The organism is Leptothrix mechoopdaensis (SeqCode) (genome assembly GCF_053893855.1).
In genome coordinates, this window is sequence record NZ_CM132699.1 from 1380984 (window position 1) to 1404398 (window position 23415).

Here is a 23415-nt window from a genome sequence, read left to right on the forward strand (position 1 = left end):
AACCATGTCCAGACGCCGATCGACGAAGAAGAACAACGCCGAGTTCCTGATGGAGCTGATGGCGCGACTGCCCTGGTGGGCGGGCGTGCTGCTGGCGGTGCTGAGTTACCTGCTGCTGCACCGCATCGCCGAATCCCCAATGACAGTCGCGGCGCAGCCCGGACAAGGGGGCGCGTTCGTGGTGCAGGCCATGGGCCGTTCGCTCGCGGCCTTTGGCCAGTACGTGCTGCCCTTGATCTGCCTGGCCGGCGCTGCGATGTCGGCCTGGCGGTGCCGGGAACGGCGTCAGCTGGTGGCGGAGGTGGCCGAGGCACCGGCGAACCTTGGCGCTTCGGTCGTCGACGGCCTGAGCTGGCAGCAGTTCGAGAAGCTGGTCGGCGAGGGCTTTCGATTGCAGGGCTACCGCGTCAACGAAACCGGTGGCGGCGGGGCAGATGGTGGTGTCGACCTGGTGCTGAGCCGGGGTGCCGAGACGACCCTGGTGCAGTGCAAGCAATGGCGCGCGCTGAAGGTCGGCGTCACCGTGGTCCGCGAGCTTTATGGCGTGATGGCCGCACGTGGCGCAGCAAGCGGCATCGTGGTGACCTCCGGGCGGTACACCGCCGATGCCGTCGCCTTCGCCGAGGGGCGCAACATCCGGCTCGTGGACGGCAAGGGCCTGCAGGCGCTGATCCGGTCGGCGCGCCAGGATGCCCCGCCCGAGAAGGCGAGGGTGGCGCCGTCGACGGCCGCCCGGGCACCGGCCGCTGAGCACGGCCCTTCGGCTGTCCGTGCGCCTGCCTGCCCTTTGTGCGCGAAGACTATGACCCAGCGCACCGCCAGGAAGGGTGCCAACGCCGGTTCGGCCTTCTGGGGCTGCACCGGCTACCCAGCCTGCAAGGGCACGCGGGCCATCGGTTGAGGCTTTGGCCGCGCGGCTGGGACGCGCCGGTGCCGAGGCACTGGATACCCGTCCAGATCACCTCCTGAGCCTCTGGCCACCTATCGTTGTCCGCAAATCAAACGGGAGATCACACCGATGGATTGGTTCGAACGCATCACCGGCTTTGCCGAGGGCGACGCCAGCGACGTCCGCTCGCGCCTGAAGGTCGACAGCGACGCGATCGTCAACATCGTCAACGGCCGACGCTTTGGCATGGGGACGTTGGAGATCGTCTCGCTGGCCGAGCTGCGCGAGCGGGTCGGCCGTCTGGACCCCATAGCGCCCACGCAGGGCCCGCAGTCGGTCCGAACCATCCGTGGCGATGTCCGCCGGCTACACCTGTCGCCCGAGCACGCGGGCGCGCTGTTCCAGGTCGCCTCGCAGTTCAACCTGCTGGAGATGGTCGGCCCCAGCGTCACCCCCGACGACGGCGTCACCCGCTACCTCCACGACCCCACCCAGGGTCCCGCCTGCGCGATCGCGGCGGGGGCCGGGACGATCTACCGCAACTACCTCGTCCCGGTCGACGGCGGCGTCGGCCAGACCCGTCGTCGTCAGGTCAACACGCTGTCCGACCTGGGCGCCGCACTGGGCCACGACAACGAGCCACTATGGGACTGGCGCAATGGCTATGCGCTGTGCACCGGCCGGGGCCTGGCGCGGATTGACCAGGTGCTCCAGGCTGCTGACGACACCGAACGCGACCGCCTGCGTGGCCAGCTGCGCATCGGCTTGCACTGGGACGTCGAGGTCACCGACGCTCCGACCTCACCCGGCCCGCGCGTCAGCCAGGCCTACTGCTCGGCCCTGCCGGTGGCCTACGGTGAGCCGCCCCGTGCGGCCTGGGCGGGCTTCGCGCAGCTGGTGCTGGAGGCGGCCTACGAAGCGACCTTGCTCGCGGCCCTGCTCAACCACCGTCGCGGCGCGTCACAGCAGGTGCTGTTGACGCGGCTGGGGGGTGGGGTGTTCGGGAACGACGATCGGTGGATTGATGCGGCGATGGAGCGGGCGCTCGGCGTGGTGGCGGGGCAGGGGCTGGATGTCTGTCGGGTGGTGCGGTGAGATCGGAGCATCAGTTCCTCACGCCGCCTGCCTTTTTGATGGGAGACAACCATCATCTGGCGTCGAAAACCGCTACAGATTCTGGGCAAAATCCAGTGAAAAGGTGCGTACGCCCCAGGGCGTGGCGGCAGGCCAGGGAGGCATGCCGGGTGGTCGATACTCTCTCTTCGGGCGGTCGACCGCTCTGCCATCGAGACTTGCAACGATGGAGTTGTTTGCGCATGGCCCGGCTCTCGCCCCCGTTGGACGAACGACGCCCGACCAAACTGGGCTGGTACACCGAACTCACGGTGCTCAAGCTGCTGCGCCAGGGCCTTGAAGATCGCGTCCACATCTTTCGTGGCTTGAACTGGATCGTCACCGGCGCGGCGGTCGACCACCATCGTGAGCTTGACATCGTGGTCGTCAACTTCGCTGGGGCCGTCGCAGTGCTGGAGGGCGGGGCCGGTGCGCTGACCCATGACGGGTCGACCGTGAGCAAGGCCTACGGCGTGGAGTCCAAAGACGTGGTCGCAAAGGCCCGGCGCCAGTTCAGCGGCTTCCTGAGTCGACTGAAGTTGGCACAACTGGGCGAACGCCTGTTGCACCTCTTGGTGCTGCTTCACCAGTCAGACCACACGCCCTCAGTGCGCTTGACGGCCTTCAGACACTCGGCCGCATCAACTCCACCCATCACCCGATTCCAGACAGCCGCACACATGGCCACCAAGCCGTGAGACTTCTACTGTTCCGTCTGGGCCAGCTGCGACGAACTGCGCGGCGGCATCGATGACCGGTTGCGCGCGACCGGTTTGAGCAGTTCGGCATGAACCGTTGTTTGCAAGGCAGGGAGCATCTTCTTGAGTAACAGGAGCATTCTTTCCACGTTCATTCGCATGGCCGAGGACGACCCATTGATCGCTGGTATCGCGATGGGCATCGTCCTGCTTGCGGTGGCCATGGGGTTGTATTGGTACATAAAGGGTCTGCGCCCACTGGGAGCGGCGCTGCGCGGACTGTCCAACGAACTGAAGGGCGTGAAGACGCTTGAAACGCGCCAAGCCCATCGCTTGCCGGAGGGGCTGAACAGTGGGTTCCCCGGCCTCAACGAGGTCTGGCACGAGACGGTGGCGCGCATCGTCTGGCTGCCTGGGCCCCAAGGGCAGCAGGCGGTTCTGTTGAGTTCGCCGCGCGACCTGTGGACGCCTGCGCGACTGCTGGCCGGCCGCGTCAACCTCGGCCTGGCCGAGGCCATGCCCAACCTGCTGGTGGGCATCGGGCTGCTGTGCACTTTCTTCTTTCTGACCCTGGCGCTGGCGGGTGCCACGTCGGCGCTTGTGGCGCAAGGCGGCCAGCCTATGCAACTGGTGGATGCCACCCGCGAACTGCTGCGCACGGCCGGAGGCAAATTCGTGACGTCGCTGGCGGGCCTGGGCGCATCGGTGCTGTGGACCGTGCTCGCCAAGCGTCAGGCCGCGAGACTAGACAACCGCATCGACGAAGTGCTGAGCGAGCTGAACCGGCTGGCGCCCTTCAATGGTGGCGAAAAGGCCGTGGCCGCCCAGTTCGCCCAGTTTGGCGCCATGCGTGACAAGCTGGTCGAGCAGCACGCCACCGCACTCACCGGTGTGGAAGTTGCCACGGCGCAGCTCGACAAGGCCACGGCCATGGCTGAGACCGAGGTTGCACACAAGGCACTGGCGGAAACGCTGGTCGAAACCGTCACCGAACTGCACGCCGTGACCGAGGAGCAGGCGGCTGCGTTCAAGAGCTTTTCGACCGACCTTGCCGTTTCCCTGGGCACGGCGATCGACAAGGCGCTGGCCCCCCGGTTCGAGGCCATGACGGGCCAGCTGGTGGCCTCGCTCGACAAGCTCACTGAGCGCATCGGCACCATCAACCAGGAGAGCCTCGACCGCATGGCGCACGAACATGCCAAACGTCTGGCCGAGGCCACCAAGCAAGAAATGGAGGAGTTCAAGGTCGCGCTGACGGATCTGGCCGGGCGCCTGTCGTCGGCGGGTGGGGTGATCAATGCAAGTGCGGGCGAAGCTGCCAAGTCCCTGGGCGACGCGGGCCACGCGCTGAAGGCACAGATGGACCAGACAGGGGCGGCCTTCAGCACCCAGCTCACGAACGCGGCCCAGGCCTTGAACGATGCCGCAGACGACACGGCCGAACGGCTCGACAGCGCCGGCAAACAACTGACGCAGAACATGACCGCAGCAGGGGACGAGATCACGGAAGCTGCGAAGGGTGCGGCCGAGGCTTTGCGCGTCGGCATCGAGACCGCTGCCAACCGCTTGCAGCAGGCGGGCCATAACGCCGCCGCCAGCATTGACATCGCCGGTACGACACTGAAGCTGCAAAGCGAGAACATGGCCATCACGATGGCGACCCAGGTGGACCAGTGCGCCCAGGCGCTGGCGCGTGCCAGCGGCAACGTCGAGGCGGCGATGGGTGCCGTGATGCGCCAGCTGGATGAGGCCGCTACGGAAGCCAGCCAGCAGTGGGCGGGCGGCGTGTCCTCTGCGGTGGATCTGCTCACGGCTGGTGCCCGCCAGGCGTCCGACGTGCTCGGGAAATCGACCTCCGAGGCAAGCAAGGCCTTCGATGTGTCCGCGGCCGAACTGGCTCGCCAAGCGGGACTGTTTGGCCAAGTGATGAGCGACAAGCTCAGCGAGGTGGCCAACGCGACCTCGACCATGAACCGCGAGGTGCAGGGCATCGCCAAAGTGGCGCGGGAGCTGGCCGATCAAGGCATCGACGGCGCGAACCGCTTCAATTCGGCGATGGAGCGCACGGGGCTGTTGGTCAACACCCTCGGTGAACTGGCCGGCACCTGGGGGCCGCTGGTGGCCAGCCTGCGTGACGCCGCAGAGGAAGTGCGTTCTGCGACCCAGCCGATGGGCGACATGGTCAAGTCGCTCAGCGCCCTGGGACAAGAACCTCCGCTTCCACGGGCTGATGCAGGCCTATTCCCGCACCAACCGCATCTTCGACGCCACCAAGACCTTCGGCAACATCGTCACCTTCCGCGACTTGGAGCAGGCGACCATCAACGCCATCACCCTGTTCGGTGACAAGAACACGAAGAACGTGGTGCTGGAGAAGAGCTACAAGGAGTACATGGAAGGCTTCACCGATGCGGCCACCGGTGAGGCGCGGCGTGGATTCAAGGATGTGGTGCAAGAGTTGGAGGCCCGCTTTCCTGACCCCGCAGCCATCAAGAAGGAATCAGACAAGAAGGCGTTCGCCAAGTTGTTTGGCGAGTACCTGCGCGTCGAGAACATCCTGCAGAACTACGACGAGTTCGCCAGCTTGAAGGAGCTGCAAACCGTCGATTTGGCGGATGCCGCTGCGGTGGAGGCGTTCAAGGCCAAGCATTACTTGAGCGATGAAGACTTGACTGCGCTGCAGGCCATCACGCTCCCTGCAGAGCGGAAGATCCAGGACTACCGCTCCACCTACAACGACGTGCGCGACTGGTTGCGCCGCGAGAAGGCCGGCGCCGAGAAGGAGAAGTCGACCATCGACTGGGACGACGTGGTCTTTGAGGTGGACCTGCTGAAGTCGCAGGAGATCAACCTCGACTACATCCTCGAACTGATCTTCGAGCACAACAAGAAGATCAAGAGCAAGAGCGAGCTGGTCGATGAGGTGCGGCGGGTGATCCGCGCGAGCCTGGGTAACCGCGCCAAGGAAAGCTTGTTGGTCGACTTCATCAACCAGACCGATCTGGACCAACTGGGCGACAAGGCCAGCGTGATCGATGCGTTCTTCAAGTTCGCTCAGGCTGAGCAGCAGCGTGAAGCCCAAGACCTGATTGCGTCGGAAGGCCTCAACGCTGACGCAGCTAAGCGCTATATCACGGCCTCACTGAAGCGGGAGTTCGCCAGCGAAAACGGTACCGAGCTCAACGCGGTGCTGCCCAAGATGAGCCCGCTGAACCCGCAGTTCAAGACGAAGAAGCAGACGGTCTTTCAAAAGATCGCGGCGTTCGTTGAGAAGTTCAAGGGCGTGGGGGGGATGTTGTGACGCCGTCGATTTAGAGGTGAAAGGCTCGGTTCGGTGTATGCCAGCGAGCCGAAGCCTGGGCTCCAGCCGAAGAACATCAGGGGGAAAACATGGCGCTGAATCTCGCCAAGGCGGTCCTGGACTGCCTGAAGGCTCGTCCGGAAGAGAAGCTGACAGCACGACAAATCGCCGAGTGGATCTTCAAAACCTACCCGGCTGAGTGCCAGGAGAAGAAGGCCAACAGCCAAGGCGGCTACATCAACAGCGACGCTGACCTGGTTCAGCAGCTGGTGGCCGAGATTGGCTCAAGGCGCCCGAGCCTGCAGAAGCGACACACCGAGCTGAAGACCACCGAAGGGCGGCCGCGGAAGTACTACTACTCCGAGAAGTCGGACGTTGCGGAGGTGGCGGCAGCTGAAGGGCAGACGGCTGTGGCGGTGCCGGAGGCTGAGGCCAAATCCATCGGCGAGCACGCGATGTATCCGATGCTCTCGGCCTACCTCTGGGAGGAGTTCGGCGTCTACTCGAAGCGCATCGACGAGAAGCGATCCTCGAACAAGCGGGGGCCAAACGGCAACCGGTGGCTGTACCCTGACGTGGTCGGCATGGAAGACCTGGGTGCCGACTGGCATCGCGAGGTGCGCGACTGCGTCAACCAGTACTCGGACAAGCGCACCAAGCTCTGGTCCTTCGAGGCCAAGCTGCTGATCAACCGTTCAAACGTCCGGGAGTGCTTCTTCCAGGCAGTGTCGAACTCGTCATGGGCGAACCACGGTTACCTGGTGGCGGCAGAGATCGAGGGGCAGGACACGCTGAAGGAGCTGCGCATGCTGTTCGGCGCCCACGGCATCGGTCTGATCAAACTGGACGCGGACAACCCGGCTGAAAGTCAGGTGCTGATCCCGGCCCGCGAGCGTGATGAGATCGACTGGGACATGGCCAACCGGCTGGCCACCGAGAACCGCGATTTCCTCGACTTCGTGAAGCTGGTGAAGCAGTTCTATCAGACGGGCGAGGCGCGGCTGAGCGATTGGGATGTGCCGAAGGTGGAGGGGTGAAGTGCTGAACCGCACCTGTAAGGCAAACCTGAATGCGCTTGATGGCGCAGCCTGCCGTTGGGCATTGGTGTCTGATCGGGCGCCTCGATGAGACGCCGGGTTGATGGCCACTCGCTGGAGCAGATGGGTCTGGTGCCGCAGGTCGGCTCCGACCTGCCCAGCCTGTTTGAGTGGCTGGATCGCGCGCAGTTGACCCGCGAGGCCAGTGTCTTCGACCGTGAGCTTCAGCTTGATCTGCCCGGTGGGCAAGAGCTGCGCGGGGGCCTTGCCCTGGCGCAGGCAACCGGTCGTTATCAAGCACGGCCACTGCATAGCGAAGAACTGAAGCAGCTCAAGGAACGATTCAAGAACCAGGCTCCAAACGGAGCGAGTCAGCATGCCTTGTGGAACGCCGTGAAGGACGCCGGTCATGCCGTGCGGGCCTTGTCGTGGGAGAAGCTTCCGGCAGATGCCATGGCCTTCTACCGGCCCTTTCACTTCCCACCCTTTGATCAGTGGGGCATCTACCTGTTGATCGGGCCACTGCTCGACTATCACCAGCGGCTGTTGGCGCAGAGTCGATCGGCAAGCTTGTTCTCCGCCGAGACCTTGATGCACTTGGTGCTGTTCGAGGTCTTCAACCACGAGTTCTTTCATCACTTGGTCGAGTCCACCGCAACGACACTTGAGGTGATTTCTGCTTCGCAGGGCAGGCCGCAGCCTCTGTACCTGGAGCATCGCCGTTCGCAGCGCGACAACGAGCTTCGACACCCTCACGCGCCGCTGGAAGAAGCGCTGGCCAATGCCTACGCGTACAACGCACTCAGCTTCATCAGCCGCGTCAAGCTCGGCTTCAAGACCGTCAGTGTCAAGGTCTACCAGAAGGCGGTTTCCAACCACTGGACTGGCGAGCCGCCGGGGTATCGAGACGCTGCGCACTATGCCGGCGGAGGTTACGTTGACGGCGCGGCAGCGCTGCTGGGTCAACTGCTGCAAAAGCCGAACCTGATGCACGAGGCGCCACTGGCCGCCATCGCAAAGCATGTGATGCCCAGTGGGTTTTCGGCCTTCGTTGCCAAGCCCGACATACCCACTTGGCTGGTGGGCAGCCCGTTGGAGCTGAAGCTGTTCGAGACCTTGGTGCCCGCCCCCAACGAGGCGTACACCCAACTCTTCTGGCCGTACGACACCAGTCAGTACGACGTGTTTCTGCAGGCCAAAGTTGACGAAGAGAAGGCCAGGCGGGCAGCCGCGCGGTTGTTCTGAGAGCCGACCTCTCTATCCAATAGCTCGCGCCAAGAGCCAGTGCCAGGGGATGATGGCTTCGAGCGGTTGAGGGCTTGGTCGATAACCGGACCCTTGATACCCACTGCTGAGGGGAGAGGTGTGCGGCTGACGTAACGCTGTAGATGCGACAGCTCGCCCGGTTGCCTCGGCCTGAAACCATGAAGGGATAGAACTTGATGTTCAAGGAACTGCCTGCCGGCCCGCTCGACATCGTCGGCGACATCCACGGCGAACTGCCCGCGCTGATGGCGCTGCTGGGCCATCTGGGCTACAGCAAATCGGGCGACCACCCCGAGGGGCGGCGCCTGGTCTTCGTGGGCGACCTGGTCGACCGTGGCCCGGACAGCCCGGGGGTGGTCCGCATCGTCCAGCGCATCGTCGAATCGGGCCGAGGCGCGGCCATCCTGGGCAACCACGAGCTGAACCTGCTGCGCGAGCAGAAGAAGGACGGCAACGACTGGTTCTGGAACCACGGCACCGAGCGGGACCGCAAGTACGAGCCGACGGTCAAGGCTGCGGCGGAGGAGCGCGAGTCGCTGCTGAGCTTCCTGGCCAGTCTTCCGGTGACGCTGGAGCGCGAAGACTTGCGGGTGGTGCACGCCGCCTGGCACGACGGCGCGCTGAGCGCGCTGGCCGATCAGGCGCACGAGCCCGTGGTGGCGCTGTACCAGGCTTACGAGCAGCGCGCGGAGGCCGAGATGGCATGCAGCGGCCTAGCGGCTCGCGCCAAGGCTGAGAAGGAGGCGTGGAAGCACGCTCTGGACGACATCAGCCAGGAAGTGCCCTTGCTGCACGCCATTGCGGAAGCCGATGAGGTGCACCAGATGGGCAACCCCATCAAAGTGCTGACCTCGGGCGTGGAGCGCAAGGGCACGGTGCCCTTCTTCAGCAGCGGCAAGTGGCGCTTCGTCGAGCGGGTGAAGTGGTGGAACGACTACCACGACGACAAGCCGGTGGTGGTGGGCCACTACTGGCGCCGCATCCAGCCTGTAGACCGCATGCTGGGGGGGAAGGGCGATCCAGACCTCTTTGAGGGCCTGCGGCCCGAGGCCTGGCACGGCGCCCGCGGCAACGTGTTCTGCGTGGACTACTCGGTGGGCGGCCGCTTCAAGGAGCGCCAAGGCGGACAGCTCGGGCACACCACCAAGCTCGCTGCGTTGCGTTGGCCAGAGCGTGAGCTGGTGCTGGACACCGGCGAGAGCCTGCCCACGGTGGGGCGCGCCAGTGCCTGAGGCCCCGATTAGCCAACCGAGCCCCCCTCTGAACCTCATCGACCGCTGGCAGCTTGGCTGTTGGTGCTGTGCTGCCTTGCTCACGAGCCCCGCGCATGAGGTGGCGGGGCCCAAGACCATCGTCCGCCATCCGGAACAGTGGATGTTCGTGGTGTGGCGCCCGACGGAGCTTGCTTTGCCCTTCAGCCGGCCCGACTGCTCGCTGCACACGATCGGCGCGCCGTGGAGCGCAAAAACCGATGCGGCAGTCATCTGTTCAGGGCGGAATCCAGGGCGCGAGCAGGCTCTGGTGCGGCGCCGTCGCCCGGCTCTGCGACGCTCGGGAAGTGCGGTCGGACCACGAGACGGTTGCCTACCCCGAGCAATGGTTCTACGTGCTATGGCAGCCCCGCCCCGGCCCGCTGCCAAACCTGTTGCCCGATCACTGGGGCCTGCTGGATGTGGACCCGTCGCCCACCATCGCCGAGATCTCGGGCGACGACGACGTAGCCGTCCTGCCGGAGGTGGAATGCCTGTGGTCGGTCTGGCTGGAGATCCTGCTGAATTGCGAGATGCTGGTGCCTTGGCAGGTCGATGTCGTGCAGGCCTTCCAGGCGCGAGCCAAGGTCCGTGAGCGTGCCCGACAGCGCCAGAGATACGGCGTCCTGCGCGAGAACTTCGACCGCTTCCTGACGGACGTCATGCGGGACGTGCCGGCCGACCTGAGCACGGCCTCATCGCTGGTCACCGCACGCGACGGTGTAGGCAATGCGCTCTGTCAGATCACGGTCGCGATGTGGCCCGATCGGACCCTGGTGATGCGTTTCGACGAACTCGATTTCGGCGGGCCGAGGGCGTCGGACATTGAGTTGACCTTCGATCCGGAATCGGTGGCCTTGCTGCAGCTGGAACTGGCGATGCGGACCCGACGGGTCTTCGAGAGGGCGGACGAACTGCTCGACCTTCTGCGCGCGGAGCATGGCAGTGGCCGGGCGGCGCTGGCGTGGATGCGCTCGGTGGGCGTTCGGGCGACGGGCAGCACCCGCGCCCGTGATCGGGCCGGGGCCAGCCTGAAGGAGGGTTGATCGCCAACACGGCGCGACCGTCGCGCGCTGCTCGCGAGGGATGCATGTGCTGGTCCAATCTCCCTGGACACCTCGCTAGGTGGTCAACCCCCGGAGAGGACAGATGAGCAAGAAGGAAAGAAGGACGTTCAGCGCCGAGTTCAAGCTGCAGGTCGTGCAGATGATTCGGGATCAGGGACTGAGCGTGAGCGAGGTCTGCCGAGACATGAAGCTGGGCGAGACGGCTGTGCGTCGCTGGTTGACGCAGGTCGATGAAGAGGCGGCCGGTCGGTCGGGGATCGGCAAGCCGCTGACGGCCGAGCAGCAGCGCATCCGGCAACTTGAGGCCGAGAACAGGCAATTGCGGGGCGATGTGGAGATCCTAAAAAAAGCATCGGCCTTCTTCGTCCGGGAACTGCGATGAGCCACCGGCTCGTCGAGCATCTGCACAAGAAGGCCTACCCCGTCGAGCGGCTTTGCCACGTCCTGGGCGTGAGCCGATCGGGCTACTACGGCGCGCGACATCGACAACGGCAGGCGCCAGCGGCTTGCCTGGTCAGCGCCCAGCTCAAGGCCGAGTTTGTCGCCAACGAGAAGGTCTACGGCAGTCGTCGCCTGGTCTCGGCGCTGCAGGATCTGGGCTTGCGAGTGGGTCGCTACCGCGTGCGCCGCCTGATGCGCGAACACCGTCTGCGCCCCCGGTGGCAACGCAAGTTCATCCACACCACCGACAGCGCGCACGCGCTGCCGGTCTCGGAAAACCTGCTGGCTCGGCGCTTCGATCCGAGCCGGCCTGACCAGGCCTGGGTCAGCGACATCACCTACATCCGCACGCGCAGCGGCTGGCTGTACCTGGCCGTCGTGATGGACCTGTACGCCCGCAAGATCGTGGGCTGGTCGATGGCGCCGAACATGCCCGCCGAACTGGTGTGCTCGGCGCTCCAGATGGCCATTGCCCAACGTCGACCCGCCCCCGGTCTGATCGTGCACTCGGACCGCGGCAGCCAGTACGCCAGCGGCCAGCATCAAGCGCTGCTCGCACGCCATGGCCTGATCGGCAGCATGAGCCGAAAGGGCAACTGCTGGGACAACGCGGTCATGGAGCGCTTCTTCCTGAACCTCAAGATGGAGCGCGTCTGGCATCGCGACTACGCCAACCACGGCGAAGCCACCCAGGACATCGCCGACTACATCGTCGGCTTCTACAACAGCGTGCGCAGGCACTCGAAGCTGGGCAACGTCGCGCCCAACGTCTTTGAGCAACGGCAGGCTGTACAACAACCTATCGGCGTGTCCGTTGGGGCTTGACCAGCACAGTCGACGGCGCGGGCGCTGACGCTGGAGGCGGCCGAGGAACTCGTCGCCCGCAGCCGCCAGCAGACGCAGGCGCGGGCGACGCTGGCGGCCGCGCAGCAGGCGCTGGCGCTGCAGACCGCCGCGCTGCAGGGGCACCCGCTGGTCGCGGCGGAAGCCTTCCGCGCGGTCTGGGCCGACGATCAGCCCGATCAACCGGGTACCGCACACGACGCGCTGAAGGCGCTGCGCGAGGCCGCGCAACAGGCCGGCATCGGTGATCTGGTCGACGCCTCGCGCACCTCCGTCGAGGCCTTCCAGCAGCTGACCGACCAGGGGCGACGCGGCCAGCTGCTGTGGCGCGGGCTGCTCGAACAACTGGGCAGCGGCTGGAACGCCGTCTGGTTCTGTGCCGGCCTGTTCGCCGGGCCACCCGCGATCGCCTGGTTGCTGCGCGAAGCCCTGCCGGCGCTGAAGGCGGATGGCATCACGACCGGCATCACGACCGGCATCACGTTGCTGACGACCACGCTGGGGCTGCTGGCAACGTGGATGAACCGCCTGTTGCAGCCGATGAAGACGGCGCTGTCGACGATCGAACGGGCGCAGGTCGCCGTCGAGGCCGCCGTCGACCAGCGTTTGCAGACGGCGAAGGCGGCCCGCGAGGCGGCGCGCGAAAAACTTGAGGCGGTCGAGGCCCGCATCGAGCAGGCGCGCCAGCAGCTGTCGGCGGCCAGCACCGACCTGGCCGCCGCCACGGCCGCCTTCAGTGGCGAGACGCCGGCCGGGCGGCTGATCCGCTTCGTCCGTGCCCGTGCAAGCGATGGTCACTACGCCCGGCACCTGGGTCTGATCGCGACGATCCGCAAGGACTTCGAGCAGCTGTCGGCCGATCTGCAGGCCCAGCAGCGCGAAGTCGCGGAGGCCACCACCGAGGCCCCGCCGCCGCCCGACGCGCTGGCGCGGTTCCTCCAGGACCACGGCGCCGACCTGCCGGCCGACGTGCGCGACGCGCTGCAGGCGCTGGCCGCCGGCCCGACCGCGCCGGCGCCGCCGTTCCAGCGCGTCATCCTCTACATCGACGACCTTGACCGCTGCGCGCCCGACAAGGTCGTCGAGGTGCTGCAGGCGGTCCACATGCTGCTGGCCTTCCGCCTGTTCGTCGTGTTCGTCGCGGTCGACGTGCGCTGGATCGACCAGGCCCTGCGCCAGCAATATGGCGGCCTGATGACCGAGCCGGGCGGGGCGACCTCGGCGGACTATCTGGAGAAGATCTTCCAGATCCCGTTCTGGTTGCCGGCGCTGGATGAGAACAAGAGCGGGAAGTACCTGCGCAGCATCCTGCCGAAGGCGGGACCGGAGCCGGAGGTGGCGGTTCTGCCCGAGACCGCCGCGTCGTGGCGCGAGGCCGGTCCACCCGTCGTGGCGACGGTCACCGAGGTCGACGTGCGCCTGTCGATGCGCGAGGAACAGACGATGCTGCTGTTCGTGCCGCTGGTGGGTGGGTCGCCGCGCAAGATCCTGCGGTATGTGAACGTCTACCGCTTGATCAAGGCCCGCGGCTTCCTGGACAGCCTGGCGTGGTTTCCGGCGGTGCCCGAACACGCGATCCTCGCCAACCTGGCGCTGGCGATTGCCGATCCGGCGCACTTCGAGCGGTGGATCGAGCTGCTGAACCAACGATCGGACGACTCGTTGCGGGACCTGACCGCCGCCGCCATTCGGCTGGGCGCCGAAATCGAGGACCGCACCGAGCGGCATCTGAAGGCCCTCAAGAGTTACTTCGAAGGCCTAGATTCGCCGGAACTCTTCGAGCCCGCACTGGCCGAACTCCGCCGCTGCGCCCCGATCGCGCGGCGCTATTCGTTCACGACCTGAGCCACTCTGGCCGGCTCGCCGCAGCCGGTCTCTTCGGTGCGGCTCGGTGCGTTTGCGCACCGACCTCCCCGCCGCATCGCGGTCCACTGCGTGCCATGCACACGAACCCTGCACGCTCTGATGGCGGTGCGTGGCGAGCTGCCATGGACATGCCGCTTCCCGACGCCTCCGAGGCGCCCGACCGGGCGGCGCTGGAAGGGCGTGTCCGAGCCCTGGCGCACCAGGTCGCCGAGCTGCAGCGGCAGAACGAGGAGCTGCGGCGGCTGGCGCACCACGATCCGCTGACGGGCTTGCCGAACCGGCGCCTGCTGGCGGACCGGCTCAAGCTCGGCATGGCCCGGGCGCGCCGGGGTCGGCAGACGCTGGCGGTGTGCTGTCTGGACCTCGACGGCTTCAAGGCCGTCAACGACGCCTACGGTCACGCCGCCGGCGACAGCCTGCTCGTGACCCTGGCGCGGCGGCTGGAACAGGCCGTGCGGGCCGAGGAGACCGTCGCGCGTGTGGGCGGCGACGAGTTCGTGCTGTTGCTGCACCTGGACCAGCCGGACGAATACGCGGCGGTGCTGGACCGCGTGCTCGCGGCGCTGGCCGAACCGGTCGTGCTGGGCGACGGGACCTTGCAGGTCACGGCCAGCGCCGGGCATGCCTTCTACCCGGGTCCGACCGGCGACGGCATCGACGGCGACACGCTGCTGCGGCTGGCCGACCGGGCGATGTACCGGGCCAAGCACCGCGCCCGGGTCGCGGCCTGACTAGCGGTACCGCCGCGCCGCCGCGATGGCGCGTGTCAGGTCGACCTCGTCGAGCGAGCTCCGGCCGCGCCGCAACGCTTCCAGCGCCGCATCCGACAGCGCCTGGGCGATCTCGCCGGCGGTCAGGTCGTGGGCGGCGGCCAGACGGGCCAGGTCGACGTCGCGCGACAGCTTGCCGGACGACCCGGCCTGGCTGCGCCACAGGCGCTCGCGCTGGGCCGCGTCCGGCGGGGTGAAGGGAACGGTGGTCTGGATGCCGGGCACGCGCTGGCCGGGCGTCGCGGGCTGTTCGGTGGCCACGATCACCAGGCCCGGGTGACGCGCCATGCGTTGCCGCCAGGCCTGGCCTTCGGGCGTCGGGGTGTTGCCGGCGCGGCCGAACAGCTCGTCGGCCTCGGCGCTGTCGATGAACAGGATGGCGTTGCGCCGCTCGGCCAGCGCGAACAGGTGGTCGATGTTCTTCTCGGTCTCGCCGGCGTAGGGCGACCGCAGCGCGGCCAGGTCGACGCGGTAGACCTCGCGCCCGGTGGCGCGCCCGAGCAGCGCGGCGGCGGTCGCCTTGCCGGTGCCGGCCGGGCCGACGAACTGGGCGCGGTGGCCGGCCGGCAGGCCCTGCGCGCCGGGCCATTCCGTCGCCAGTTCCTTGCGGTGCTGCAGCCAGGCCTGCAGGCGGGCCAGGCCTTCGCGGGTCTCGGGGGCGACTTCCAGCGCGTCCCAGTCGCAGCCGCTGGTCAGCGGCTGGGCGGGGATCGGGGCCTCGCGTCCGGCGACCGGAGCGGTGGCCTGGCTGCTGTCCCGACGTCCCAGCACCAGCCGGCTGCGCATGTCGGCGGCCAGGCGCAGCGGGGCGTCGGTCGGCAAGGTGGACGCGCTCGTGTCGACCGCCGCCAGCAGCCCCAGGCGCGACAGCGCGCTGTCGGGTTCGAACATCGCCATCACCGCGAGCCGGCGGCCCAGGTCGTCGCCGGCCAGCAGGAACAGCGCCGTCTCGATCGTCGGCAGGAAGCCGCCGCTGTCACGGCCGGCCACGCCGCCGAACTCGCTGTGGCGGCGGTCGGTGGCGGGGTTGCGCATGAACAGCGCGTCCAGCAGCGTCGGCCGCAGGTGCGGCGCGAGGGCCAGCGCGACGATCGCGCGTTCGTCGAAGCCCAGGCCCGCGGACCGTACCAGCTCGGCCAGCGCGCTGGTGTTGCCGTCCAGCGGCGGTGCGGCCAGGTCGTGCAGCGCGTGCAACGCGGGTGCCGGCTCGGCGCCTTCGGGTTGCTGCATCAGCAGCAGCAGGCGGGTGTCGAGCAGGCGGGCCAGCCAGTCCATCTCGCGGCGCAGGGTCGCCACGTGCAGGGTGTGATCGTCTTGGTTCATGGGGGTTCGTCCGGTCAGGCCGACAGTGTCCGGCGCCGTGCCCGTTTCGGCGCGCGCCTGCAAGCCCGCGCCCCCAACACCGTCACGACAAGCCGCGATACCGCCCCGGCTTGTGGTTCATTGCCAGCACCAGGTTGACCGCGACGGCGCCCAGCACCGACCAGGCGACACGCGCCAGGTCGGTCGCGGCCAGGGCGCCCAGCACGATGCAGACGTCCACGCCCATCTGGAACTTGCCGGCGCGGATGCCGTGGCGTTCCTGCAGCCACAAGGCCAGCACGCCGATGCCGCCCAGGCTGGCGCGATGCCGGAACAGCACCAGCAGCGCCGTGCCCATCAGCACGCCGCCGGCCAGCGCGGCATAGCCGGGCGCGACGCGGTCCAGCGCGATCCACTGCGGCGTGGCCTCGCTGAGCGCCGAGATCAGCCCGACCGCCGCCAGCGTGCGCAACGCGAAGGGCCGGCCCAGGTGGCGCCAGGCCAGCCAGGCGAAGGGCAGGTTGATGACGAAGAAGATCGCGCCCAGCGGCCAGCCGCTGCGGTAGTGCAGCAGGAAGGCCAGCCCGGCCGTGCCGCCGGTGTAGAGCCCGACCTTCTGGAACAGGACCAGCCCGAGCGACATGAACAGCGTGGCCGACAGCAGCGCCATCGCGTCCTCGACCGGGGCGTGGCGCTGCGGGTCGTCCGGGTCGACTTCGGGCGTGTTGGCCGTGTTCATCGGGGTTTCCGGCGGGTGGCTCATGCGCTGAGCCCGTGCAGGTCGAGCCGCACCAGCATCAACCCGCGCAGGCTGTTGCAGACGGCGACGGCTTCGGCGCGCAGCAGGTCGGCGCGGCTGATCTCGCGCTCGACCGGCAGCGGCGACAGCACGCAGCCGGCCTCGCCGGCCAGCACCGCCGCGCGCATCACGCCGGGCAGCAGCTGGCCCCGCGCGGGCGGCGTGAACCAGCGGCCATCCAGTCTCACGAAGACGTTGCTGCGGCCACCTTCGGTCAGGCGGTCGTCGGCGTCGAAGAACAGCAGGTCGAAGGCGCCGGCCAGTTCCGCGACCTGGATCGCCACGTCGTAGGCGCTGCGCCGCGAGGTCTTGTGGCCGAGCAGGACGGCCTCGTGGTCCGGCACGTGCGCGCTCGCCGGGTCGGCCAGCAGGACGCGCCGCGCGGTGGCCTTCAGCGCTGCCAGCGCGCCATGCCGCACCGCCAGCGTGCCGTCGGCCGACAGGTCGAGCCGCACGCGGTGCGGCGCGGTCGGCAGCTCGCGCACGGTGGCGGCCAGACGCGCGCGGATCGCGTCGGCATCGAAGGTGTAGCCCAGCTGCGCCGCGCTGTGGCCGAGCCGGGCCATGTGCGCGTCCAGCCGCAGCAGCCGGCCGCCTTCGGCGCGCAGGGTCTCGAACAGCGTGAAGCCGGGGTCGAGGGCGGTGACGAAGCGGGCCTTGAGCTGCACCTCCTCGGCCTCGGCCGTGGCGATGGAATCGAGCACGATGCCGGCGCCGACACCCAACGTGGCCGGGCGCCGGCCGCCGTCCTGGTCGGACACGGGCGGATCGAGCACCAGCGTGCGGATCGCGACGTTCAGGCACAGCGGGCCGAGTGCGAGGCCGTGTGCCACGCCGCTGCCAGCCGGTGGCGCGTCGATCCAGCCGATCGCCCCGCAGTAGAGGCCACGCGGCTGCGTCTCGACGCGGGCGATCAGGTCCATCGTGTGGCGCTTGGGCGCACCGGTGATCGAGCCGCACGGGAACAGCGCGCGCAGCACGTCGGCCAGGCCGGTGGTGGGCGGCAACTCGGCCTCGATGGTGGAGGTCATCTGCCAGACCGTGCGGTAGGGCTCGATCTCGAACAGCTTGGGCACGCGGACCGTGCCGGTGCGGGCGATGCGGCCGAGGTCGTTGCGCAGCAGGTCCACGATCATCAGGTTCTCGGCCCGGTTCTTCGGGTCGGACTGCAGCCGGTCGGGGCTGAACGCATCGGCCAGCGGATCGGTCTGGCGCGCGGCGGTGCCCTTCATCGGCTTGGCGGTCAGGATGCCGATCGCCCTGTGTTCATCGGCGTTCTCTTGAAGGTCATGCCGGACGAACAGCTCCGGCGAACAGCTCAGCACCCAGCGCCCGTCGGGCCGGTGGATCAGTGCGCCGTAGGGCACCGGCTGGCGCTGGCGCAGGCGGCGGTAGAGCGCGCGCGGGTCGCCCCAGGCTTGCGCGTGCAGGCGCACGGTGTGGTTGACCTGGTAGGTCTCGCCGGCGCGGATCCAGTCGTGGATGCGGCCGATGGCGTCGAGGTAGGGCGCGCCGAAGACGTCGTCCAGCTCACGCCCGGCCTCGCCCTGCCAATGGCCGAAGCCGGCCGGCAGGTCGTTGACTTGCGCATCGAGCCAGCGCGCCACGCCGTCGGCATCGAGGCGCTCGCAGTGGTCGAACAGCAGCACCGTGAAGGCGCCGCCCGTGGCGGGTGCCGCATGGGCCGAGTCGGCGAACTGCAGCCGCACGCCCCATTCGTAGTCGGCCAGCACGACGGCATGGGCACCGACGGCCAGCTCGCGGTCGAGTTCGGCACAGGTGGCGTCCAGCGTCGCCGGGTCATGGCAGACCAGCTCGCGGCGCAGGCCGGTGCAGAGCCGGCTGGTCGGGTGATCCGCGCTCGCGTGGGCGTCGTCGAGCAGCGCGAAGACGGGCAACGTGGAGGACTCGGGTTGGCTCATGCCGCCCCCGTCGTCGGGCTGACCGGCACGGCGGCCTCGACCACCATCTGCACCCGCTGGCGGCCCTGGTATTCGTCGATGTTGAGCCGGTAGGCCAGCCGCACGCGATTGGGCAGCGCATCGGTGTGGCCGAACCAGATCGCGTCGCGCAGCGTGCCGGCGTGGCGCACGCTGAGCTTCAGGTGCTTCTCGCCGACCAGGCGCTGCTGGACCACGTCGACCTCGTCGGTGAACAGCGGCGCCTCGAAGGCCTGGCCCCAGACCTCGGCATCGAGCAGCCGCACCAGCGCGGGTTCGAAGTTCGCGGCGTCCAGCGGGCCGTCGGTGGCCAGCCGGCGCTGCAGCGCGGCGGCGTCCAGCCATTCGGCGGCGACCTGCTGCAAGGCGTTTGCGAATCGCTCGACGCCATCCCCTTCAAGGGTGCAGCCGGCGGCCATCGCGTGGCCGCCGAACTTCTTCAGCAGCTCGGGTTCGCGCTTGGCGACCAGGTCCAGCGCGTCGCGCAGGTGGAAGCCGGGGATCGAGCGGCCCGAGCCCTTCAGCAGCCCGTCGCCGCCGCGCGCGAACACGAAGGTCGGGCGGTGCAGGCGTTCCTTCAGCCGGCCGGCGACGATGCCGACGACGCCCTCGTGGAAGTCCTCGTCGAACAGCACCAGCGCGGGCGGTGCCTCGCCACGGGGCATCAGCCGTTCGAGCAGCCGTTCGGCCTGATCCTTCATGCCCGACTCGACCTCCCGCCGCTCGCGGTTGATCGCGTCCAGCGCCTGCGCCAGCTCGGCGGCCCGGCGCGGCTCCTCGCACAGCAGGCAGGCGATGCCCAGGCTCATGTCGGCCAGACGGCCGGCGGCGTTCAGGCGCGGGCCGAGCGCGAAGCCGAAGTCGGCCGCACTGGCGCGTGACGGGTCACGTCCGGCCGCCGCGAACAGCGCCGCGACGCCGGCCTGCATGCGCCCGGCGCGGATGCGCTTGAGGCCCTGCGCGACCAGCCGCCGGTTGTTGGCATCGAGCCGCACCACGTCGGCGACGGTGCCCAGCGCGACCAGGTCGAGCAGGGCGTCCAGGCGCGGCTGGCTGGCGGCGTCGAAGGCGCCGCGGCGGCGCAGTTCGGCGCGGGTGGCCAGCAGCACGTAGAACATCACGCCGACCCCGGCGATGGACTTGCTCTCGAAGCCGCAGCCCGGCTGGTTCGGGTTGACGATCACGTCGGCCTCGGGCAACACGACAGCGCCGCTGGCATCGCAGGCCGGCAGGTGGTGGTCGGTCACCAGCACGCGCAGGCCGCGCGCCCGGGCATGGGCGACACCGGTGAGGCTGGCGATGCCGTTGTCGACGGTGATCAGCAGCTTGGGGCGGTCGGCCTCGGGCCGGTCCAGCGCCAGGTCGACGATGGTGGGCGTCAGGCCGTAGCCGTGCACGGCCCGGTCCGGGACGATCTGCTGCAGCGTGCCGGGCCGCGCGCCCAGCATCGCCAGGCCCCGCAGCGCGACAGCGCAGGCGGTCGCGCCGTCGCAGTCGTAGTCGGCCACGACGACCAGGCGCTCGCCGGCCTGCAGCGTGTCGGCCAGCAGCTCGGCGGCCTCGCGCGTGCCGCGCATCGCGTCGGGCGGCAGCAGGCGGCCGAGGCCGTCGTCCAGCTCATCGGCGCTGCGGATGCCACGCGCGGCAAACAGCCGCGCCAGCAGCGGGTGGACGCCGGCCTGTTCGAGCGCCCAGGCCGCACGGGGCGGCACGTCGCGGATGGCAATCTGGGGCGTGCTCATCACAGGTCCTTCAAGGTCTCGATCACGGCCCGTCCGTCGGGTGTGGCGAGCCTGTCCTTCAGGCCCAGGCCGATGCGCCGCAAGGTGCTGGCCGCGCCACCGCCTTCGAGCCGCCAGGTCCGTGCCCGGCGTTCGCCGCACAGGCTCAGGGCGACCGGCTGGCCGGCGCGGGCGCGCGCCAGCAGCTCGGCCAGCGGGCCGGCGTCGAGCGCCTGCCAGGCGGCGACCCAGCCGGGCCAGTCGCCCGACAGCAGCGTGCGGCGCAGGCGCTCGTCGACGGTCACGCCCGGCAGCGGGGCGGAGGCTTGCGCCAGGCCGCAGCCGCTGAGCCAGAACGAGTTGACGGTCCATTGCCGCGCGGCTTCGCGGGCCTCGTTGACGGGGTGTTCGTGCCACAGCATCTGCGCCTCGACCTGCAGCCGGCGGGCGCGGCGCGCCTCGGGCGTCTTGCCCAGCCACAGGTCCAGGCTGCGGCCGATGGCGCGGTCGGGCGAGGCCAGCGCCAGCGTCGCCAGGCTCGGGTGACGTGCATACCAGCGCAGCGGCGCGCCCCACAGCAGCTGCCAGCCTTCGGCCTCGAACGACGGCCGCAGCAGCTCGAACAGCGCGCGCGATTCGGGCTCGGTCAGCGCGAGTTGCGCCGGGTCGATCAGGTTGACCGAATCACTGCCGACCTGCCAGTGCACCGGCGTCACCAGGCCCCAGGGCAGCGGGTCACCAGGGCGCACGTCCAGCCCGTCGGCGGCGGCGGCCTGCGCGGCCAGCGGCCACAGGCCGTCGGCCCCTTGCCAGCCGTGCAAGCGCGCCAACAGGGTCTCGTGCGGTGCGCTGAGGGTGTATTCCTCGTCGCCGCGATGCGCGTCGCCCAGGTGCCGGTCGGTGTCGTCGACCAGGCTCAGGCGGGCCAGCAAGGCCTGCAGCGTCGGCAGCTTCAGGGTGCCCAGGGCCGCCAGCGCGGCGTCGGACAGGGCGCTGGCGTGGGGCAGGATCAGGTGAGGGGTCGGGACAGCGGTCAAGGCGGGCGGGCTCGTGGGTCAGGGCGTTCGGGGCAGGGCAGGGCGGGCCGGATTATCGGCGTCGACCCGGCCCTGATCCGGTCCGGCCGGACCGCTCGGGTAGCATCGCCGCCCCATGAACTGGCCCTATGAAATGCGCATCGGCTGGCGCTACACGCGCGCTGGCCGGAGCGGTCGCCGCAACGGCTTCATCTCCTTCATCTCGGGCGTGTCCATGCTCGGGATCGCCCTCGGCGTCGCCGCGCTGATCATCGTGCTGAGCGTGATGAACGGCTTCCAGAAGGAGGTCCGCGACCGCATGCTGAGCGTGGTCGCGCACGTCGAGGTCTATGCCTCCGACGGCGCCCCGCTGGCCGACTGGGCCGCGCTGGGCCAGCGGCTGAAGGCCAATCCGCAGGTCCAGGGTGTCGCGCCCTTCGTCGCCGCGCAGGCGCTGATCGCCCGGGGCGAGGACATGCGCGGCGTGATGGTCCGCGGCATCGACCCGGCCCACGAGGCCGACGTGACGCCGCTCGGCGCGCAGCTCAAGGACGGCGTGCTGTCGCGGCTGCAGCCGGGCGAATGGGGCGTCGTGCTCGGCAGCCAGCTGGCGCGCAGCTTGGGCGTGCAGGACGGCGACACCATCACGCTGGTCACCCCCAGCGGCCAGACCACGCCGGCCGGCGTCGTGCCGCGCCTGAAGCAGGTCAAGGTGGTGGGTGTCTTCAACGCTGGCCACTACGAATACGACAGCGGCCTGGCGCTGATGCACATCGACGACGCCGCCCGTCTGTTCCGCACCGGCGGCCCGCAGGGCGTGCAGCTGCGCCTGGCCGACCTGCACCAGGCCCGTGCGCTGGCCGCGCAGATCGGCAACGAGCTGGGGCTGGGCTACCTCGTGCGCGACTGGACCCGCACCAACGCGACGTGGTTCGACGCCGTCCAGATCGAGAAACGCATGATGGGCATCATCCTGACGCTGATCGTCGCGGTGGCCGCCTTCAACCTCGTCTCGACGCTGGTGATGACGGTGACCGACAAGCGCGCCGACATCGCCATCCTGCGCACGCTGGGCGCGAGCCCGCGCTCGGTGATGGGGATCTTCATGGTGCAGGGCGCAACCTCCGGCGTCATCGGCACCTTCGGCGGTCTGGCGCTCGGGCTGCTGGTGGCCTTCAACGTCGACGTGATCGTGCCGGCCATCGAACGGGCGCTGGGCGTGAGCTTCCTGCCCGGCAACATCTACCTGATCAGCCGCATGCCCAGCGACCCGCAGGGCGCGGACATCCTGCCGATCGTGATCACCTCGCTGCTGCTGGCCTTCGTGGCCACGCTCTACCCGAGCTGGCGCGCCAGCCGCGTCAACCCGGCCGAGGCGCTGCGCTATGAATGACACCGCCCGACAGGGCCACGCCGGCCCCGTGATCCGCGCCACCGGCCTGACCCGCCGCTACCACGAGGGCGGCGCCGACGGCCTGGACGTGACCGTGCTGCGCGGCATCGACCTGACCATCTCGCGCGGCGAGGTCGTCGCGGTGGTCGGCGCCTCAGGCTCGGGCAAGAGCACGCTGCTGCACCTGCTGGGCGGGCTGGACGCCCCCAGCAGCGGCAGCGTCGAGCTGCTCGGCCAGCGGCTGGACCGGCTCGACGCGGCCGAGCAGGGCCGCTGGCGCAACCGCCACCTCGGCTTCATCTACCAGTTCCACCACCTGCTGCCCGAGTTCAGCGCGGTCGACAACGTCGCCATGCCGCTGCTGATCCGCCGCGAGCGCCCCGAGGCCGCCCGCGCCGCCGCCGAACAGGTCCTGACCGCCGTCGGCCTGGGCCCGCGCATGGCGCACCGCCCCGGCGAACTCTCCGGCGGCGAACGTCAGCGCGTGGCCATCGCCCGCGCCCTGGTCACCCGCCCGGCCTGCGTGCTGGCCGACGAGCCGACCGGCAACCTCGACCGCGAAACCGCCCGCCAGGTCTTCGACCTGATGCTGAGCCTCGCCCGCGACCAGGGCATCGCCTTCGTGCTGGTCACCCACGACCTCACCCTCGCCCAGCGCTGCGACCGCGTGCTGCGGCTGGACAAGGGCGCGATCGTCGGGTGA

At 69.0% G+C, this 23415-nt stretch carries 19 protein-coding genes; 14 read left to right on the forward strand and 5 right to left on the reverse strand.

The genetic code is table 11. The features are described from left to right. Window positions 1-4 precede the first annotated feature (4 nt). The 12 genes from ACWA7K_RS06250 (at window position 5) to ACWA7K_RS06305 (ending at window position 14502) form a co-directional block, all read left to right on the forward strand. Entirely contained in the window at window positions 5-901 is an 897-nt protein-coding gene (locus ACWA7K_RS06250; protein WP_456168699.1) for a restriction endonuclease, read from the forward strand. Between the two features lie 117 nt (window positions 902-1018). After that, window positions 1019-1984 (forward strand): hypothetical protein, encoded by a 966-nt coding sequence (locus tag ACWA7K_RS06255; protein WP_456166715.1) that lies wholly within the window; start codon window positions 1019-1021, stop codon window positions 1982-1984. Between the two features lie 221 nt (window positions 1985-2205). After that, a complete protein-coding gene (locus ACWA7K_RS06260) occupies window positions 2206-2700 on the forward strand; it encodes a hypothetical protein (protein ID WP_456166717.1) in 495 nt (164 codons plus the stop codon). 159 nt (window positions 2701-2859) lie between these two features. Beyond that, window positions 2860-5046 carry a hypothetical protein gene (locus ACWA7K_RS06265; RefSeq protein WP_456166719.1) on the forward strand — a complete coding sequence of 729 codons (2187 nt, stop codon included), beginning with the start codon at window positions 2860-2862 and terminating at the stop codon, window positions 5044-5046. After that, on the forward strand, window positions 4931-6001 hold the full coding sequence (locus ACWA7K_RS06270) for a type I restriction endonuclease subunit R, EcoR124 family (RefSeq protein ID WP_456166721.1): 1071 nt from the start codon (window positions 4931-4933) through the stop codon (window positions 5999-6001). The genes ACWA7K_RS06265 and ACWA7K_RS06270 overlap by 116 nt, the downstream gene beginning before the upstream one ends. An 89-nt stretch (window positions 6002-6090) precedes the next feature. Next, the gene (locus tag ACWA7K_RS06275; RefSeq protein WP_456166723.1) at window positions 6091-7038 is read left to right on the forward strand and encodes a COG2958 family protein; all 948 of its coding nucleotides are present in this window, start codon (window positions 6091-6093) and stop codon (window positions 7036-7038) included. An 87-nt stretch (window positions 7039-7125) separates the two neighbouring features. Further along, window positions 7126-8283 carry a hypothetical protein gene (locus ACWA7K_RS06280; RefSeq protein ID WP_456210393.1) on the forward strand — a complete coding sequence of 386 codons (1158 nt, stop codon included), beginning with the start codon at window positions 7126-7128 and terminating at the stop codon, window positions 8281-8283. Between the two features lie 197 nt (window positions 8284-8480). Then, window positions 8481-9536, forward strand: coding sequence for a metallophosphoesterase (locus ACWA7K_RS06285; RefSeq protein WP_456166727.1), 1056 nt, complete (start codon window positions 8481-8483; stop codon window positions 9534-9536). A gap of 239 nt (window positions 9537-9775) precedes the next feature. After that, entirely contained in the window at window positions 9776-10600 is an 825-nt protein-coding gene (locus ACWA7K_RS06290) for a hypothetical protein (protein ID WP_456166729.1), read from the forward strand. 103 nt (window positions 10601-10703) lie between these two features. After that, window positions 10704-11887, forward strand: a protein-coding gene (locus tag ACWA7K_RS06295) for an IS3 family transposase (protein WP_456165363.1) whose coding sequence is annotated in 2 segments (ribosomal slippage) — window positions 10704-10974 and window positions 10974-11887 — 1185 coding nt in all. Because the reading frame shifts where the segments join, the coding sequence is not laid out codon by codon here. Between the two features lie 432 nt (window positions 11888-12319). Further along, window positions 12320-13750: a P-loop NTPase fold protein gene (locus tag ACWA7K_RS06300; protein ID WP_456166731.1), complete on the forward strand. Its 1431-nt coding sequence runs from the start codon at window positions 12320-12322 to the stop codon at window positions 13748-13750. A gap of 143 nt (window positions 13751-13893) precedes the next feature. Then, window positions 13894-14502, forward strand: a complete 609-nt coding sequence (locus tag ACWA7K_RS06305; RefSeq protein WP_456166733.1) for a diguanylate cyclase domain-containing protein — start codon at window positions 13894-13896, stop codon at window positions 14500-14502. Here ACWA7K_RS06305 and ACWA7K_RS06310 read toward each other — a convergent pair whose 3' ends face one another. From ACWA7K_RS06310 to ACWA7K_RS06330, 5 genes are all read right to left on the reverse strand, one after another. Continuing rightward, a complete protein-coding gene (locus ACWA7K_RS06310; RefSeq protein WP_456166735.1) occupies window positions 14503-15864 on the reverse strand; it encodes an AAA family ATPase in 1362 nt (453 codons plus the stop codon). A gap of 82 nt (window positions 15865-15946) precedes the next feature. Further along, window positions 15947-16582 carry a YitT family protein gene (locus ACWA7K_RS06315; protein ID WP_456166737.1) on the reverse strand — a complete coding sequence of 212 codons (636 nt, stop codon included), beginning with the start codon at window positions 16580-16582 and terminating at the stop codon, window positions 15947-15949. Between the two features lie 20 nt (window positions 16583-16602). Continuing rightward, window positions 16603-18564 carry a chorismate-binding protein gene (locus tag ACWA7K_RS06320; RefSeq protein ID WP_456166739.1) on the reverse strand — a complete coding sequence of 654 codons (1962 nt, stop codon included), beginning with the start codon at window positions 18562-18564 and terminating at the stop codon, window positions 16603-16605. Further along, window positions 18561-20324, reverse strand: a complete 1764-nt coding sequence (gene recJ, locus ACWA7K_RS06325) for a single-stranded-DNA-specific exonuclease RecJ (protein WP_456166741.1) — start codon at window positions 20322-20324, stop codon at window positions 18561-18563. Before recJ ends, ACWA7K_RS06320 begins: the two co-directional genes overlap by 4 nt. After that, the gene (locus tag ACWA7K_RS06330; RefSeq protein ID WP_456166743.1) at window positions 20324-21340 is read right to left on the reverse strand and encodes a hypothetical protein; all 1017 of its coding nucleotides are present in this window, start codon (window positions 21338-21340) and stop codon (window positions 20324-20326) included. Before ACWA7K_RS06330 ends, recJ begins: the two co-directional genes overlap by 1 nt. Window positions 21341-21455: 115 nt before the next feature. Here ACWA7K_RS06330 and ACWA7K_RS06335 point away from each other — a divergent pair, with 115 nt between their 5' ends. Together ACWA7K_RS06335 and lolD are read left to right on the forward strand one after the other, a co-directional pair. Next, complete coding sequence (locus ACWA7K_RS06335) at window positions 21456-22712, forward strand: lipoprotein-releasing ABC transporter permease subunit (protein ID WP_456166745.1); 1257 nt, start codon at window positions 21456-21458, stop codon at window positions 22710-22712. Further along, window positions 22705-23415 carry a lipoprotein-releasing ABC transporter ATP-binding protein LolD gene (gene lolD / locus ACWA7K_RS06340; protein ID WP_456166747.1) on the forward strand — a complete coding sequence of 237 codons (711 nt, stop codon included), beginning with the start codon at window positions 22705-22707 and terminating at the stop codon, window positions 23413-23415. Before ACWA7K_RS06335 ends, lolD begins: the two co-directional genes overlap by 8 nt.

What these genes read in the sequence shown, in the direction of transcription:
- ACWA7K_RS06250 (WP_456168699.1), top strand. Translation starts at nt 5, where the DNA reads ATGTCCAGACGCCGATCGACGAAGAAGAACAACGCCGAGTTCCTGATG.
- ACWA7K_RS06255 (WP_456166715.1), top strand. Translation starts at nt 1,019, where the DNA reads ATGGATTGGTTCGAACGCATCACCGGCTTTGCCGAGGGCGACGCCAGC.
- ACWA7K_RS06260 (WP_456166717.1), top strand. Translation starts at nt 2,206, where the DNA reads ATGGCCCGGCTCTCGCCCCCGTTGGACGAACGACGCCCGACCAAACTG.
- ACWA7K_RS06265 (WP_456166719.1), top strand. Translation starts at nt 2,860, where the DNA reads ATGGCCGAGGACGACCCATTGATCGCTGGTATCGCGATGGGCATCGTC.
- ACWA7K_RS06270 (WP_456166721.1), top strand. Translation starts at nt 4,931, where the DNA reads ATGCAGGCCTATTCCCGCACCAACCGCATCTTCGACGCCACCAAGACC.
- ACWA7K_RS06275 (WP_456166723.1), top strand. Translation starts at nt 6,091, where the DNA reads ATGGCGCTGAATCTCGCCAAGGCGGTCCTGGACTGCCTGAAGGCTCGT.
- ACWA7K_RS06280 (WP_456210393.1), top strand. Translation starts at nt 7,126, where the DNA reads ATGAGACGCCGGGTTGATGGCCACTCGCTGGAGCAGATGGGTCTGGTG.
- ACWA7K_RS06285 (WP_456166727.1), top strand. Translation starts at nt 8,481, where the DNA reads ATGTTCAAGGAACTGCCTGCCGGCCCGCTCGACATCGTCGGCGACATC.
- ACWA7K_RS06290 (WP_456166729.1), top strand. Translation starts at nt 9,776, where the DNA reads ATGCGGCAGTCATCTGTTCAGGGCGGAATCCAGGGCGCGAGCAGGCTC.
- ACWA7K_RS06305 (WP_456166733.1), top strand. Translation starts at nt 13,894, where the DNA reads ATGGACATGCCGCTTCCCGACGCCTCCGAGGCGCCCGACCGGGCGGCG.
- ACWA7K_RS06310 (WP_456166735.1), bottom strand. Translation starts at nt 15,864, where the DNA reads ATGAACCAAGACGATCACACCCTGCACGTGGCGACCCTGCGCCGCGAG.
- ACWA7K_RS06315 (WP_456166737.1), bottom strand. Translation starts at nt 16,582, where the DNA reads ATGAACACGGCCAACACGCCCGAAGTCGACCCGGACGACCCGCAGCGC.
- ACWA7K_RS06320 (WP_456166739.1), bottom strand. Translation starts at nt 18,564, where the DNA reads ATGAGCCAACCCGAGTCCTCCACGTTGCCCGTCTTCGCGCTGCTCGAC.
- recJ (WP_456166741.1), bottom strand. Translation starts at nt 20,324, where the DNA reads ATGAGCACGCCCCAGATTGCCATCCGCGACGTGCCGCCCCGTGCGGCC.
- ACWA7K_RS06335 (WP_456166745.1), top strand. Translation starts at nt 21,456, where the DNA reads ATGAACTGGCCCTATGAAATGCGCATCGGCTGGCGCTACACGCGCGCT.
- lolD (WP_456166747.1), top strand. Translation starts at nt 22,705, where the DNA reads ATGAATGACACCGCCCGACAGGGCCACGCCGGCCCCGTGATCCGCGCC.